Source organism: Sorangium sp. So ce726 (assembly GCF_051521405.1).
In the GTDB taxonomy this organism is placed as follows: domain Bacteria; phylum Myxococcota_A; class Polyangia; order Polyangiales; family Polyangiaceae; genus Sorangium.
Window position 1 is genome coordinate 7,009,025 of record NZ_CP150349.1, and the last position, 15,321, is coordinate 7,024,345.

Annotated in this window: 10 protein-coding genes; 7 read left to right on the top strand and 3 right to left on the bottom strand. The window is 68.0% G+C overall.

The window, feature by feature from the left end:
• Positions 1 to 1,175: 1,175 nt before the first annotated feature.
• The 7 genes from WME79_RS26020 to WME79_RS26050 all read left to right on the top strand — a co-directional run bounded on the left by WME79_RS26020 (position 1,176) and on the right by WME79_RS26050 (position 10,395).
• Positions 1,176 to 1,961, top strand: coding sequence for an alpha/beta hydrolase family esterase (locus WME79_RS26020; RefSeq protein WP_437520118.1), 786 nt, complete (start codon positions 1,176 to 1,178; stop codon positions 1,959 to 1,961).
• A 123-nt stretch (positions 1,962 to 2,084) separates the two neighbouring features.
• Positions 2,085 to 3,239: an alpha/beta hydrolase family esterase gene (locus tag WME79_RS26025; protein ID WP_437520121.1), complete on the top strand. Its 1,155-nt coding sequence runs from the start codon at positions 2,085 to 2,087 to the stop codon at positions 3,237 to 3,239.
• Positions 3,240 to 3,433: 194 nt separating this feature from the next.
• The gene (locus WME79_RS26030; protein WP_437539954.1) at positions 3,434 to 5,086 is read left to right on the top strand and encodes a DUF1592 domain-containing protein; all 1,653 of its coding nucleotides are present in this window, start codon (positions 3,434 to 3,436) and stop codon (positions 5,084 to 5,086) included.
• Positions 5,083 to 6,522 (top strand): DUF1552 domain-containing protein, encoded by a 1,440-nt coding sequence (locus WME79_RS26035; RefSeq protein WP_437520124.1) that lies wholly within the window; start codon positions 5,083 to 5,085, stop codon positions 6,520 to 6,522. Before WME79_RS26030 ends, WME79_RS26035 begins: the two co-directional genes overlap by 4 nt.
• A gap of 133 nt (positions 6,523 to 6,655) precedes the next feature.
• The gene (locus WME79_RS26040; RefSeq protein ID WP_437520126.1) at positions 6,656 to 7,807 is read left to right on the top strand and encodes a poly(ethylene terephthalate) hydrolase family protein; all 1,152 of its coding nucleotides are present in this window, start codon (positions 6,656 to 6,658) and stop codon (positions 7,805 to 7,807) included.
• Positions 7,808 to 7,855: 48 nt separating this feature from the next.
• Positions 7,856 to 9,175, top strand: a complete 1,320-nt coding sequence (locus WME79_RS26045; RefSeq protein WP_437520129.1) for a PAS domain-containing protein — start codon at positions 7,856 to 7,858, stop codon at positions 9,173 to 9,175.
• Between the two features lie 140 nt (positions 9,176 to 9,315).
• On the top strand, positions 9,316 to 10,395 hold the full coding sequence (locus WME79_RS26050) for an SGNH/GDSL hydrolase family protein (RefSeq protein ID WP_437520132.1): 1,080 nt from the start codon (positions 9,316 to 9,318) through the stop codon (positions 10,393 to 10,395).
• Positions 10,396 to 10,659: 264 nt separating this feature from the next.
• Here WME79_RS26050 and WME79_RS26055 read toward each other — a convergent pair whose 3' ends face one another.
• The 3 genes from WME79_RS26055 to WME79_RS26065 form a co-directional block, all read right to left on the bottom strand.
• Positions 10,660 to 12,036 carry a DUF1552 domain-containing protein gene (locus tag WME79_RS26055; protein ID WP_437520135.1) on the bottom strand — a complete coding sequence of 459 codons (1,377 nt, stop codon included), beginning with the start codon at positions 12,034 to 12,036 and terminating at the stop codon, positions 10,660 to 10,662.
• A complete protein-coding gene (locus WME79_RS26060) occupies positions 12,036 to 13,679 on the bottom strand; it encodes a DUF1592 domain-containing protein (RefSeq protein ID WP_437520138.1) in 1,644 nt (547 codons plus the stop codon). Before WME79_RS26060 ends, WME79_RS26055 begins: the two co-directional genes overlap by 1 nt.
• Before the next feature lie 520 nt (positions 13,680 to 14,199).
• The gene (locus tag WME79_RS26065) at positions 14,200 to 15,306 is read right to left on the bottom strand and encodes a serine/threonine-protein kinase (protein WP_437520141.1); all 1,107 of its coding nucleotides are present in this window, start codon (positions 15,304 to 15,306) and stop codon (positions 14,200 to 14,202) included.
• Between the last annotated feature and the right edge of the window lie 15 nt (positions 15,307 to 15,321).

Below are 15,321 nucleotides of genomic sequence, written 5' to 3' on the forward strand. Positions count from 1 at the left end.
GCACTGACACCAGCCAGGTTCACGTCAGGAGCGAGCTGCTGGCCCCCGCAGAGTCCGGCGCCACCCAGCGCGATGCCTTGAGCCGCTCCAATGGACCATCCATTCGCGCATCGCGGCTCGTGTGCCTGCTCAGTTTAGGATGTCAGCAGTCTTGCGCCATCACGCGATGCGGAGCGCGTTGCGCGCGCGGGTCGCAGGTGAGACCTCGCGCCGGGCACGGAACGAGCATTGCTCCCGCGACCTCATCCTTACCTCGCGCCCGCGACGACCGAGCGAACAGAGCCAGCGCAGAGGTCCGATCTTGAGCCCAGGACGAACGGCACGTTGGGCAGAACGGCCCATCCAAGGCAAAGCAGCAGGACCCCCGAGGGCGCACCGTGAACGATCACATTCAGGGCGTCAAACAAAATTGACCAGGCCGCGGCTCTCCTCGATCCCGAGCGATCTGGCTGGTCGAAGATAACGTGGCGGAGCGCGTCCGCCGCCGACCGCTGCGGGGCGACGGCCACGATGCCCGTCGGCGTTCTCGTCGTACAGGCCCTCCACTGGCCCGCAGCCCGGTGCCCCCGATTGACGCGCCGCTTCGTCGGAGGAGCTACGCCAGCCCTGTCCTCCCTCGGGCTCGAGGAGCTCCACGGTCCCGTCGACAAGAGTTGACATCGTGAATGTGAACGATCACAATGCGCACCTTGCCGCGATCGCGGCGAGCGAAAATCCAGCGAGACGGCTTGTTTACATGAACGTCGCGCAAGCTCGCTGAATCCTGGCTCCGCGGTCGGACTCGGATCCTTCAATCAACTGGAAACGACCTCACGCTGCGGGCGCGCCTCGTGGAACGCTGCCAGTGCGGGGAAAAATCGCGCCTGGGTATTCGAATGACGAACCAGCCTACACTCGTTCGAGCCACATTGTTCGCGGCGCTGGCCGGCGCTTGCGCCCTCTCGGCTTGCGGAGGAGCCGGTGATGACGGCGCGAGCACCTCAGGTGACGACCCTCACCCCGGAGCGGGCGGGGCCGCCGTCTCAGGCAGCAGCGGCAGCACCACGACGGGCGGCACCACGACCAGCGGCGGCACCACGACCGGCGACGGCGGCGCGTCCGCGGGTGGAGCGGGCGGCGAGGGAGGAACGAGCGGAAGCGGCGGTTCGCCAGGAGCAGGCGGCTCAGGCGGATCGATGGGAGGCAAGGTCCCCCCGCAGCCGAGCACCGGTTGCGACAAGGCCAATCCGCAGACGGGCAGCGCACAGAGCCCGCTCACCGTATCGGGTCACCAGTACTACGTGAAGCTGCCGACCAACTACGACGCCAGCAAGCCGTATCCGGTGATGATCATGTTCAACCCGACGGGCAACCCGATCAGCTGGGCAGAGCAGAACGCGGGCTTCGAGGCGACCGGCCCCAAGGAAGCCTGGATCCGCGTCTACCCTCACCCGGCCAACTCCGGCTCGGGCTGGGGGGCGAACGACGTCTCCTTCTTTCAGCCGTTCTACGATCAGATCACGGACAACTTCTGCATCGACAAAGCGCGCGTGTTCGCTGCGGGCGAAAGCTCGGGCGGCGACTTCTCGAGCATCCTCGGCTGCGAGCACGCGGACAAGCTGCGCGCGGTGGGCCCGTGCGCCACCAAGAACGTACCCCAGTACCCGCTCAACGCCAGCACCCGAAAGTGTACCGGGCAGGTCACTGCGGTCGTCATCCACGGAAAGCGCGACTCTGTGGTCGGGACGGACAACGGCCCGAAGACGCGCGACTTCTATACCGAGCTAAACCACTGCCAGGCGAGCACGACGCCTGTCGAAGGGTACACGGACGATCTCTCGAACTGCGTCCTGGCTCAGGGCTGTGACGAGGACTATCCGGTCTATTGGTGCCAGCACGGCGACCCGAACTACAGCAACACCAATCACGGCTGGCCCGCGTTCGCGCCCAAGTTCCTCTGGAGCCTGTTCTCGACCTTTTGAGAACGTGATTGACCGGGCGGCGCCCGGCGCTTGACGTATTCATCAACCGGCCGGGGGAGCGGGGCGGATGACGCGCGCTCGCCCGAGCCACCGACGAGCAGCACCTGGCGAGGTGGTGTCCTTATGAGTAGATATGTCTTTGGACTGAGCGTTCTTTTCACTGTAGGCGTGGCGGCAGGGCTGGCCGCATGCTCCTCAGAGGCGGATCCCATCGGCCCCGGCGCTGGTGGCTCCTCTGGCGCATCCACGAGCAGCGGTTCCACCTCGGGAGCGACGTCGGGCGGAGGGGCTAGCGGGGGCGGGGGCACGGCCTCGAGCACGGTCGCGAGCACGAGCAGCGCTGCCGGCACGGGCGGCGACTCGTCCGGCACCGGTGCCGGCGGCTCGACGGGCGCCGGCGACGGCGGCTCGACGGGCGCCGGCGACGGCGGCTCGACGGGCGCTGGCGACGGCGGCTCGGTGGGCTGCGGCAAGGCCGTGACGCGCCCCAACCCTCGCACGCAGCAGACGCTGATGGTCGGTGGGGTGACGCGCTACTACCTGATTCACGTGCCGGAGAACTACGACCCGAGCAAGCCGCTGCCGCTGGTCTTCGGTATCCACGGCCTGAACATGAACAACGTGTGGGCTGCTCACGACAACAGCGGATTCCAGCTCATCCAGGAGACCAACAACCAGGCGCTGCTCATCTACCCGCAGGGCTTGCCGGCGGACGGGCAATCCAGGCCTCCGAGCACCGAATCGCAGTGGGGCACTGCAGACTCCAACTGGGGCGGTCCGCCGCCCAACGCCAATCAGGCGCGCATGACGGCCGACCTGGCGTTCTTCGATGCCATGCTGGAGCACGCCAAGACGAACTACTGCGTGGATACGAAGCGCGTCTTCGCGGTCGGGTTCAGCCAAGGTGGTTTCATGACGAACACGCTCGGCTGCCAGCGCGCCTCCGTGTTCCGCGGCCTCGCACCGGTCGCTGGGTGGGGGCCCAACGGATCGCAGCCCACGTGCAGCGACGCCAGCGCCGCGCACGCGCTGATCCAAACGCAAGGCGACACCGATGGGACCGTGACCCCCCAGCTGGGACAGGCGACCCGAGACTTCTGGCGCGGCCGGAACGGCTGCCAGGCGACCACGATGCGGTCGAGCTTCGGCGACGCGTGCGTCGAGTACCAGGGCTGCAAGGAGGGCCAGCCGGTCGTGTACTGCACGCACCCCGGCGGTCACTCCGTACCGTCCGGCGCGGGCGGGCGAGCCTGGCGCTTCTTCCAGTCGCTCAAGTGAGCCCCGCAGGCGGTGGAGTGAACACGGCCTCCCGCAGGCGGTGGAGTGAACGCGATCTCTTCGATGCATGGATTCTCGATGTTCAGATGAACAAGACAGTTACTCGATGATGGTTGCATTGTAACTGCGCTGAAATAGCTGATCTGTCACCCGAGCTTGGTCAGGAGGCAATGATGACCCCACCGTCTTTTTTGATGACCGGCTTGCCACGCTGCAGGCGGGCGCTGGGCGCGGGGCTCTGCGTCACCGCGCTCCTGCTCGAGGGATGCACGGGCTCCGTGGGCGATCCGGAGGGGAGCGGCGGCCCGGCGCCGGACGGGAGCGGCCCAGCCACCGGTGGCGTGGCGCGCGGCATCGACATGCCGGGTGGGCCGCTGTACCACCGGTTCGTGCGCCTCACGAACTCGCAGTGGGCGCGCAGCGTGCAGGTGGTCCTGAACCTCGCCGATCCACCGTCGCTGTCCGACGGGTTCGAGAAGCCCGTCGCCGGCACGACGGACTTCACGAACAACGAGCACTTGCTGAGCGTGAACCAGCGCTCGTGGAGCGACTACCAGTCGGCGGCGGAGGCGCTCGCCGAGGAGGTGACGGCTTCGGATGAGGCGCTCGCCGATGTTTACCCGGGCACGGACGCGGCCGGCTTCATCGAAGCCGTGGGGCGCCGTGCGTATCGCCGCCCGCTGACGGACGACGAGATCGCCAGATACACTGCCCTCTTCGAGACCGGAACGGCGATGTCCGGCACCAAGAGCACGTTCGCCAAGGGCGCGCAGCTCGTGATCCGGACGATGCTCCAGTCGCCGCACTTCCTCTACCGCACAGAGCTCGGCGAGGATCGTAAGCCGCTCGATGGTTACGAGATCGCGGCGAAGCTCTCGCTCTGGCTGCGCGACGCCGCGCCGAGCGACGAGCTGCTCGACAAGGCGCCCACGCTCACGACACCGGAAGCGATCGCCGCGGTCGCCGAGACCATGGTGGAGGAGCCCACAGCCGTCGAGGGCATGCGGTACTTCCATCGCGAGCTGCTCCACTTCGATCGCTACGCCACGATCAGCAAGCTCGGCGTGCCGAGCTACGACGAATCGTTGAACGCGGAGTACGAGGAGAGCGCGTACCTGTTCTTCGACAAGATCTTCACCGAGGGTCTCGGCGTCAAGGAGATCCTCACGTCCACCAAGGGCTTCGTGGGGCCGGGAATGGCGAGCCTCTACGGCCTTACGCCGAACGGGAGCCGCGTCGTGGAGCGAGACCTCGGTCCCGATCGCGTCGGCTTCTTCTCGCAGCTCCCTCACCTGACGCTGAACGCTCTGAACGAGGAGTCGGACTCGATCCACCGCGGCGTCAGCATCAACCTCGACGTGCTGTGCGCGCCGCTCGGCGCGCCGGCCCCCGACATTCCGCCGGTCCCGCCCCTCGAGCCTGGGCAGACGAACCGTCAACGCATCACGCGGCTCACCTCCGCCTGCGGCGGCACGTGCCACAACCAGCTCATCAACCCCGTCGGCTTCGCCTTCGAGCACTTCGATGGCATGGGGCAAACTCGGGACGAGGAGAACGGAGGCTTGCCGATCGACAGCAGCGGTGTCTACACGTTCTCCGAAGGGGCCAGGTCGTTCGCGGACGCCGGCGAGCTGATGCACCACATGGCGGAGGGCGAGCAGGCTCACCTCTGCTACGCCAAGAAGCTCGCGAGCTTCGCGCTCCAGCGCGACGTCGTCCCGTCGGACTTGCCGCTCGTCGAGACGCTCGCCGAGGTGAGCCGCGGCGCCAGCGGCTCGGTGAAACAGATGATGCTCGAGCTCGTCAAGAAGGAAGCATTCCGGACTCGCATGGGAGGTACGCTGTGAACCCCAAGATCGCAATGAACCTCGCTCCTCCGAACGCAGCGCACCGGCGCGGCATGAATCGGCGCGCGTTCCTGCGCGCAGGCGGCGTTGCCATCGCCCTTCCGTTCCTCGAGGGTCTGCCGTCGCGCTCCGCCTGGGCCGCGGACAGCTCGCCCGTGTTCAGCCTCTACATCGTGGCGGCGTGCGGCGTGGTGGGTAAGTCGTTCTTCCCGGACGAGACTGGCCAGCTCACGACCGACGGGCTCGCCGCCATGACGGACAAGGCGACGCACGTGCTCGCGCCTCACGCCCCGAACCTGCTGTTCCTCCGCGGCATCAACTTCCCGATGGGGGGCCCCAGCAACTGCGGCCACGCGCAGGGCCTGTGTCAGGCGCTCACCGCGCGCCCGGCGCAGGGCGGCGGCAGGACCGCGGCCTCGAGCGGCGTGTCCGCGGACGTGGTCGTCGCCCAGCTGGTGAACGAGGGGGGCGCCGAGCCGCTCACGCTCTACGCCGGCAACCGCAAGAACGGGTACATCGCCGAGCGTATTTCTTTCAAGGGCGGCGGCTCCGGACAGGTGCGTTCTGCGGACGACAACCCGTACACGCTCTACTCCAAGCTCGTCGGCTTGGCGGGTAGCGGCGGTAAGAGCGGCGGTAGCGGCGGGCAGGTCGCCGAGGAGCTCATCCGCAGCCGCAAGAGCGCTAACGACTTCGTGCGCGAGGAGCTGAACAGCCTGATGCGCATGTCGGCGCTGAGCTCCGCCGACAAGCAGCGCCTCCAGCAGCATTTCGACGCCATCCGCGACGCCGAGGTCACGATGGGCGAGATGGCCGGGGCCTGCAGTCAGGCCGGCCTCTCGACGTCGGAGCTCGAGGCGCTCGAGGGCGGCTTCGCGTTCAAGACGGACGGCATGATAGAAGACGTCGCGAAGCTCCATCTCGAGCTCGTGGCCCTGGCGTTCGCCTGTAACTTCAACCGCGTGGCGACGCTGCAGCACGGCGACGGCACGGATCAGACGAAGTATGCGGTGCCGTCGAACGAGAAGCTCGGGTGGCCCTTCCACCACCTCAGCCATCGTGTGCAATCGGACGCCGCTTCGGGCAGCAATCCGACGGCCGAGCAAGCACACGCCGAGATCGACGTGCTCCGCATGCAGACGCTGCTCCACGGCCTCGATCAGTTCAAGGCGCGCGGCCTGTTCGACAAGTCCATCATCCTGTGGACGAACCACGTGGCGGACGGCCCGTCGCACAGCTTCCGCAACGTTCCGACGATCATCGCTGGGAGCGGCGGCGGCTACCTGAAGCAGGGGGCGTTCATCGACGCCGGAGACGTGACGAACAACCGGCTCTTCAACGGCCTCATCGCCGCCGCCGTTCGAGACAAGGCCGAGTGGACGGAGAACTTCGGTGAGGGCAAGGGCTCCGGGCCCATCGACGACATGCTCGCCTGAGCGGCATCGCCGGCGGTGTGCCTCCCTGGAGCTGGCATCAGAGTTGTGAACGATCACATAGGCTCCGGGAGAGACCCGTGAGCAGGCGAAGAAGCACGTCGTGCGCGTGGGGATCGCACGAGAGGAGACCTTGATGCAAGCAGTGACGCAAGTAACGGCAGCGGCCATCGCCGTCATCCTGTTCGGCTGCGGTGCTGACGACGCGCTGCCCTCGGGGGCCGCTGGCACCCCGGCGGGCTCGAGCGGAGCTGCCGGCTCTACCGGGTCTGCCGGCGCTGCGACCACAGGCGCTGGGTCCGCGGGCAGCAGCGGCGGCGGTGTGAGCGCGACCGGTGGCGCGGCGGGTGGGGGCGCGTCCGACGGAGCGGCGGGCGGCTCCAGCGAAGCGGCGGGCAACGGTGGTGCGGGCGGCGCGGGCGCGGGTGGCGCGGGCGCGGGCGCGGGCGGCGCGGCGACGTGTGACCCCGCGGACGAGACCCCCGATCCGACGCCGGTCAACGTGAGAGCCATGGGAGCCGCGTTTACCGGCTCCCACGAGGTCGTGGTCGAAAAGGACCCCGGGTTGTCTGGCCGCACGATTTACAGGCCGAAGGACCTGGGCGGCGCCGAGAGGTACCCGATCGTTGCGTGGGGAGAGGGTGCCTGTTCCTTGAACGGCACCACCAACCCAGATTTTCTGGGCGAGCTCGCGTCGCACGGGTACCTGGTGATCTCCGATGGCGAACCGAATGGCTCCGGATCGAGGCCCATGGTCAACGACTACAAGGCCATGGGGCAGCCCCTGATCGACTCCCTGGATTGGGCCATCAAGGAGAACGGGCGAGCGTGCAGCCAGTACTACCGGAGCCTGGCTGCCGACAAGACCGCGGTCATGGGTTGGTCCTGTGGCGGATTGATGGCCGAAGGTGCTGCCGGCGACCCGCGCGTGACGACCGCGGTGATCTGGAGCAGCGGGATGATCAATCCCGATCCGAAGATCCTCGACGCGCTCCACGCGCCGATCGCGTTCATCCTCGGCGGCCCGGATGACATCGCTTACCCGAACGGGACCCGGGACTACCAGAATACCGAAGGCGTGCCCGCCGTCCTTGCGAGCACCAACGTGGGCCACGGCGGCACGTACGGCCAAGACAACGGCGGAGTCTTCGGCAGGGTCGGCGTCGCCTGGCTGGGCTGGCAGCTGAAGGGTGACATGGGGGCGACCGGCAAGGGCATGTTCGTCGGCGCGAGCTGCGGCCTGTGCACCGACCGGGCATGGACGATCGAGTCGAAGAACATCGACTGAGGGTGCGGCGCGCGACCGGCGCTTCCGGCGAGCGCGTATGGGGTGTCCGTGCACATCGATGACGACATTGACTACAAGGCAGAGTGCGTGGCGCTGCGCGCGCGCGTCGCGGAGCTGGAGCATGAGCTGGCCAGTCGTCGCGGCGAGCTCCGGCGTGAGAGGGGGTTGGTCAGCGCGGCAGCGGCGCACCTCGACGCGCCGTTCGCTCTGGGCGCCACGCAGGTGCCGGCGCTGATCCACTGGCGCCTGGATGGCACCGTGACGCGCTGGAACGACGCCGCCAGGTGCCTCTTCGGTTGGAGCGAGGGCGAGGCCGTGGGCCGCCGGCTCTCCGAGCTCGTGGCCTCGGATCCGGTGTCGCCCCAGGAGGTGCAGGCGTTCAACCACGATCCTGGCGAGAGCCTCTTCGCGACGACCACGAGCACGGGCAGGACGAGAGAGGGAAACGGGATCACCTGCCGGTGGACCTACGCCGTGCTGCGCGATGAGCGAGGCGACGTCCGAGAGATCGCGGCCATCGTGGATGAAGGCGACGATCCGCAGCGGAGAGAGCGCCTGCTGCACGAGCGCTATCAGATGCTCCTGCAGCTCGTGGACAACTCGCCGAATGTCATGTTCATCAAGGACGCGGAGGGGCGCTACGTGTTCCTCAACCGCCATTATGCGCGGGCCCTCGGGCGGCACGCCATCGAGTTCCTAGGCAAGGACGAGCATGAGTTCGGCGCCACGCCGCCCGGCGTCGCCGACCGGATCGTGGCGAAGGAACGGGAGGTGTTCGCGAGCGGCCAGGCCATGCGCTACCAGGAGGTCCTGGACTACGGCAGCCAGAATTTCTATTTCTTCACGGTCAAGTTCCCTGTTCGCAACGAGCGCGGCGAGCTGGTCGGCGTCGGCGGCGTCGTGAGAGAGGACACCGACCTGAGGCGCGCGGAGGCGGAGCGGGCCGCGCTCCAGGAGCAGATCATCGCCGCGCAGCAGGAGGCGCTCCGGGAGCTGTCGACTCCGCTCATTCCGCTCGCCGACGGCGTCCTGGTCATGCCGCTCGTCGGGACGGTGGACGGCGCGCGCGCGGGGCAGATCATGGAGACGCTGCTCACCGGGATCGGCAGCCAGCGCGCCCACACCGCGATCCTGGACATCACCGGCGTGCGCGCTGTCGACACGCTCGTCGCTGATGCGCTGACGCGGACCGCGCGCGCCGCGCAGATGGTCGGCGCGCGCGTGGTGCTCACGGGCCTCCGCCCCGAGGTGGCGCGCGCCCTGATCGAGCTCGGCGCGGACCTCACCGGCATCGTCACGATGGGCACCTTGCAGAGCGGCATCGCCCACGCGCTCCGGCCCACGGAGCGCCCGCGCGTCGCCCGGTGAAGCGACATGTCGAGTTCATCAAACCACCGACCTGCGTGTCTTTTCGGAGGCTCTCGGTCGATCACCCCGACGGCGCAGCGGAGCCCGCCTGCCGGCGGCGCTCCGCTTCGGCGTGCGTGGGACGGAGGAATGCGATGCGTATGGTTCAAGGGAATGGTTCGCTGTGTGGGTCGCGCGAGCGGAACGATGCGGAGATCCGGAGACCGCGCCGCTCGACGTGGGCCACGCTGGTGGGGACTGCCGCGCTGGTGGCGATGTTCAGCGGGTGTTCCGATGATCCGGAAGGAGCGACGTCGACCAGCTCCGGAGCCGGCGCAAGCGCTACGACGGGCGCGACCAGCGAGGGGGTGACGAGCGGCGGCGTGACCAGCGGGAGCGCTGGAGGGGGAGTCGCCACGAGCGGCTCGACAGGCTCGGGCGGCGGTGACGGCGGCGGCACCGGGGGCGCCGGCGAAGCGGGCTCGGGTGGCATGGGCGGCGCATCCGACGGTGTCGGAGGTACCACGGGCGACGGAGGTGCCGCAGGGGGCAGCGCTGGCGCGGGCGGCGGCCCGTCATTCCAGCCCTGCCCGGCGAGCGGCTCCTGTAAGATCATGCCCTTCGGCGATTCAATCACGCAGGGTTTCAACGTCGCCGGCGGCTACCGCGCCCCGCTGTTCCACCTCGCGCTCGAAGCGAACCGCGACATCACCTTCGTCGGTTCCGCCAGTGATTACAGCGTGCCCATGGTGGACGGAGTGACGTTCCCGAGGAACCACGAGGGTCACGGCGGTTGGACGATCGAGGGCAACAACGGCATCGCGCAGCTCGTGGGCACCAGCATTCCGAATTACAAGCCCAACATCATTACGTTGATGATCGGAACGAACGACATCAACGGTAACATCAACCTTGCGGACGCACCGAATCGCCTGGGCAAGCTGCTCGACTCGATTTTCATGCGTGATCCGAACATCCTCGTGGTGCTCGCGCAGATCGTGCCGACGAGAACGGACGGCACGAACAACGCCATCAAGGCCTACAACGCGGCCATGCCCGACCTGGTTTCGACGCGCGTCAGCAAGGGGCAGCACATCGTGCTGGTGGACATGTACACAGCGTTCACCAACGACACGAACTACAGGCAGTCCCTCCTCGGCGACAATCTCCACCCGAACCAGGCAGGGTATAACCGCATGGCCGAGGTTTGGTTCCAGGCGTTGAGTCCGTACCTCCGCTGAAATCGAAAGGCGAACGCACACCGGATTTCCGACAGCGGAGCTCCCGGACAGGATACACCCGAACGAGCCCGGCTACGCGCGCATGGCGAACGTCTGGTACGCGGCGATCGGCGACCTGCTGCGGTGAGGCGACGTCGCGGTCGCGCCCTCCCCGGGCGACGATCCCGCGCGCGCCGCGCCCCGTGACGGCGCCAGCCTGTACCTCGAGGAGCGCCGGCCGGCGTCGTTGAGTTCGCGCCGGCCGGCGTTCCGCCCTTGCGACGGCTACGTCAGGTTCGTGAGCGGCCCGGTGCAGTATTTCGGGTCGCCGAATGTGTTTCGGCTGTCGCCGAACAGGTTCAAGATCGAGACGAGCAGATCGTTGTGCGGGCGGTTGGAGTACCGGACCCAGCGTCCAGTGCGCAGGCCTCCGCCGCCGCCGGCCAGCAAGAACGGCATGTTCGACTTGTTGTGGCTCGGCGGATCCGAGAGCTCGGACCCGAAGAAGACGACGCTCTCGTCGAGCAGCGAGTGTCCACCCATGTCGACCTTCGCCATCTCCTGCAGGAGATAGAGGTGCTGCTTCGAATACCAGTTGCAGATGAGCTCGCACTCGGCCGCCCTGAAGCCGCCGTCGTGCTGGTAGAAATGGTGGTGCTCGGTCAGGTTGAGCCAGGGGAAGGTGTGCTTCGCCTCGGTGTCGCTCCACTGCAGCGTCCCGACCGCGGTGATGTCGCAGGCGAGCGACATCACCAGCATATCCATCAGGAGCTTGCCGACCTTGGGGATCGCCGCGTCGGTCGAGGTGTCCTTGATCGAGCCGTTGTCGGAGGAGTTCAACCCCGTGCGCGGGTTGTAGTCCGACGTGTCGACCCTCTCCGGCGCCTTGCAGGCGCTCGTCTCAACCGGGACGTTGCTGAGGCCCATCTCGATCTCGCGGATCTTCGTCAGGTGCTGGTCGATCTTCTGCTTGTCGGCGGCGCCGAGCCGCGTGGACAGGGCGGAGTAGCGCCCGTCGAGGAAGTCGAGGATCGATTTCTTCCGCGCGAGTCGACGGGCGGCATCGTTGCCGGCGCTGGGATCCAGCGTGCCGAAGAGCTCGGTGAAGATCTCCGTCGGATCGAGGCGCGGCGGGATCGGCCTGAACGGCGCGGCGCTCTCGAAATTCGCGGCGTTCATCGGTGACAGCAGGCCGTGGGACTTGCCCGTCGCCCAGCGCACCGCGATCTCGATGCTCGCCTTCGCCTTTTGACCGGCGGAGATCCGGGAGGCGATCACCTGATCGATGGACGGCCCGTTCCCGTAGCCGCCGGCCTGACCTTGAGCCATGCCCGTGAGCCAGGCGATGATCCCGGCCTGGTGCTGCTCACCGACCGCGCTCTTCATGTCGAGGCCGTCGACGACGAGCAGCTTGTCCTGCACCGGCGCGAGCGGCGACAGGATGGGCCCCAAGGTGAAGTTCGTCTCGGTGCCGGTCGGCCGCCAGCGGTTGATCACGGTCCCACCCGGCGTGTAGACGGAGAGGAAACGCTTGGCGGGGGCGGGTTGCGCGCTCGCCGTGCGTTCGGTGCCCATGACCTCGAGCCAGGGGAGCGCGATGGCGATGGCGCCAGCGCCGCGCAGCACGGCACGTCGGCTCAAACGAAAGTTCGACATAACCATCACTCCTCCTGGGCAGCCATGTAGTGGAAAGCATCCGTCTGCGTGAGCTCGATCAGGAGCTGCCTTACATTGTATCCGGACGCCTTGAAGGCGTCCGTGACAGCCTTCTTGGTGCAAGCGTCCTCGGCGCGAAGCGTGAGACCATAGCCGTACTCGGTCCAGTGCGTGGCGAAGCAGCTCTGCACCGCCTCGGTCTGGGCGAGCCCCTGCACCAGCTCGATCGGCCCGCTCACCTTGATGTCCGTGCCCGGGACCGCGCCGCTCGCGTCGATCGGGACGTCGTTCTCCGTTGTGCGGTACAGCCCGACCGCGTCGTAGTTCTCGAGCGCGAACCCGACCGGATCCATGAACTGGTGGCACCCCGCGCAGACCGGGTCCTTGCTGTGCTGGCTGAAGCGCTCCCGCGCCGTCGCGCCGGTGTACGGATCCGGTGGCTTCACCTTCTCCAGGATGTCGCCGGTGGGGAGCGGGATCTTCTGGCACATCAGCTTGTCGAGCACGAACGCGCCGCGGACCACGGGGTTCGTGTTGTTCGAATGCGTCGTCCCGGCCATCACACCCGCCTGGGTGAGGAGCCCGAGGCGCTGGGTCGTGTCGAGCTGCACCTGCTGGAACTCGTCGCCCGTCACGCCGGAGACGCCGTAGAACGCCGCGAGAGGTCCATTCATGAACGTGTACGGGGCCGTCAAGACGGACCCCCAGGTACCGTTCTCCTCGAAGATCTCGTGCTCGATCAATCGCTGCGTCTCTTCACGCAGGAGCGAACCGATCGTCCGCGAGAAGGTCGGGAACGACTCCGCGTTTCGCTCGAGATCCGCGAGGTTGCTGATGGGGAGCAGGTTGTCGAAGAAGTACCGGACGGTGGTCCGGGACCGAGGATCGTCGAGCATGCGCTCGGCTTGAGCGCGCACGCCTTCCTTGGTCGAGAGCTCACCTGCCTGCGCCGCCATGCGCAGCTCCTCGTCGGGCATCGTGCCCCAGAGCAGGTACGATAGGCGCGTCGCCATCTCGTCGCCCGTGGGCCGGCGGAGCTCGGGGCGCTCCGGGTCGGGTGTGCCAAACTCGATGCGGTAGAGAAAATCCGGCGATTGAAGCAGCGCCTCGATCACCGTCGCGACGCCGGCGTCGAACGTGGCATCCGTCCGGCCGGCGCTGTACAGCGCGAGGAGCTCGTCCGCCTCGCCGGCGGCGAGCGGCCTTCGATACGCGAGCGGCGCGATTCGCTCGATGATCGTGCGCGCGCACGCCTCCTCGTTCTCCGCCGTCACGCTGCTCGCGCAAGGGTCGAGCTTCGCGAGCGCCTCCGGGGTGGCGGTCGCGCGCTTGGCGACGCCCTCCGCGACGGTGCCCAGCTGCTCGGCGAGCAGGCTCGAGACCGACAGCGTGTCCGCGTCATTGCCGAAGCCGTTCCCGACATCCTCGCTCGGCAGTGAAAAGGCTGGCTCGGTCGTATCGCCCAGGAGGTCGCGAACTGTCTTGTTGTATTCGAAGCGCGTCAACCGCCGCAGCGGCGCTCGCCCGGGGTACACGGCGCCGTCCTCGCAAGCGGACGGGCCCGCCGTGGTGGGCGGCGGGTCCGTCGTCGTCGTCGTGGAATCCTCGGCATGAAGCCCGCCCAGGTCTCCCGTGCAGCCGCTGGCCACGATCAACGCGATCGAGACAGCTGACCGAGAGCCCAGGAGAGGACGCGCCTGCTCATGATCTGAGGGCCTATGCATGGTTCTCTCTCTTCGCCCGCTGCGGGCACGCTACGGGGAGCAATACCCATGATTTTTTCGCGACAATCGTGGAACAGGCGATGTCTGTCGCGTTCTCTGGTCGCTCACTCCTGGTGAAACGCCGATCACCATCGTTCGACGCTCGTCTGCGCGACGACCGAACGAACGGAGCCGGCGCCAGGATCGACCCGATACCCGACGACGAAGCTCGCGGTGCACATGACGACCCACCCAGAGCGAAGCAAAAGGATACCACCGCAATGTGAACGCTCACATTGCCGATGTCAACGCCTATCGACGTGGGGCAAGGTGACGCTGCGGGGCGCACCGAGGTTCGCCCCCTGCCCTCGTCCACACATGGACGGGATGATTCTCCTGGTCGTGGGGTTCAGCGCGCGCCCAGGCTCCGGGCTCCCCCGCGGAGGCCGACGCTGCAGCAGCGCGCTCAGCCGCGCGAGGGCCGCCGCGCCACGGCCAGGCCGCCGGAGTCCCCCTCGCCCGCCGCGCCCATCGACTGCAAGGCAGCGACGATCTCCTCCGTGACCCACGGCCCGCCCGGAACGTAGGACGGCGCGAGCGGCTTCAGGGGCGGCGGGAGCACCTCGGCGACCCGCGCGCCGATGGCGTCGCGCGACGCCGCGTGCCCCTCCTCCTCGGCCGCGGCCCGGAGGGCCTGCGCGAAATCGGCCGCCGTGGGCCAGCGCGCGTCGCGATCGCGCTCGATCGCCCGCGCGACGGCGGCCGTGACGGCCTGGCCCACGCCCTCGCGCTCGCTCGAGAGGGGCGGCACCTCGCGCTCCAGCACGGCGTGGAGGGTCGAGACCATGTTGCTGCCGGCGAACAGCCGCCTGCCCGCGAGCACCTCCCACGCCACGACCCCGAGCGAGAACACGTCCGAGCGCCGATCCAGCGGCCGCGCGTTCGCCTGCTCCGGCGAGAAATAGCTCAGCTTCCCCTTCACCATTCCGGTCTTCGTCCGCGTCGTGCGGCGCAGGGCATACGCGAGCCCGAGATCGCAGATGGACGCCCGACCGTCGACGCCGACGAGGACGTTGGACGGCGAGATGTCCCGGTGGATCACCTGGAGCAGCTCCCCCGAGCTGTCGCGCGCCTCGTGCGCCGCGTGCAGCCCCTCGGCGGCCTGGGCGATGAGCTCGATCGCGTCGCCGATCCCGAGCGCCCCCGGAGCCCGGGTGAGGTGCTTGAGGGTGACCCCCACGACGAGCTCCATGACGATGTACGGCGCGCCCTCGTCGAGACCGTAATCGAGGACGGGCACGAAATGCGGGCTCGCGACGCGCGACGCGATGCCCGCCTCGTCGAAGAGCATGGACGAATAGCTCGATTCGTACCGCAGATCGGCCCGGATCCGCTTCACCGCCACGAGCGACTCGCGCTCCAGACCCGCGCCGCCCGCCCCCGCCGCGCCGCCCGCGTCCCCTCTGCCTGCAGCGCCGGCGCGACGCGCGATGAAGACCTCGGACATGCCGCCCTTGGCGAGCTGCAACAGCAGCTCGTAAGGACCGGCGGTGCCCAGATCAGTCGAGTCCATGCTCAATGCTCTGGG

Coding starts and splice junctions, on each gene's coding strand:
- WME79_RS26020 (WP_437520118.1), top strand. CDS start 1,176: ATGGGAGGCAAGGTCCCCCCGCAGCCGAGCACCGGTTGCGACAAGGCC.
- WME79_RS26025 (WP_437520121.1), top strand. CDS start 2,085: ATGAGTAGATATGTCTTTGGACTGAGCGTTCTTTTCACTGTAGGCGTG.
- WME79_RS26030 (WP_437539954.1), top strand. CDS start 3,434: ATGACCGGCTTGCCACGCTGCAGGCGGGCGCTGGGCGCGGGGCTCTGC.
- WME79_RS26040 (WP_437520126.1), top strand. CDS start 6,656: ATGCAAGCAGTGACGCAAGTAACGGCAGCGGCCATCGCCGTCATCCTG.
- WME79_RS26050 (WP_437520132.1), top strand. CDS start 9,316: ATGGTTCAAGGGAATGGTTCGCTGTGTGGGTCGCGCGAGCGGAACGAT.
- WME79_RS26055 (WP_437520135.1), bottom strand. CDS start 12,036: ATGGTTATGTCGAACTTTCGTTTGAGCCGACGTGCCGTGCTGCGCGGC.
- WME79_RS26065 (WP_437520141.1), bottom strand. CDS start 15,306: ATGGACTCGACTGATCTGGGCACCGCCGGTCCTTACGAGCTGCTGTTG.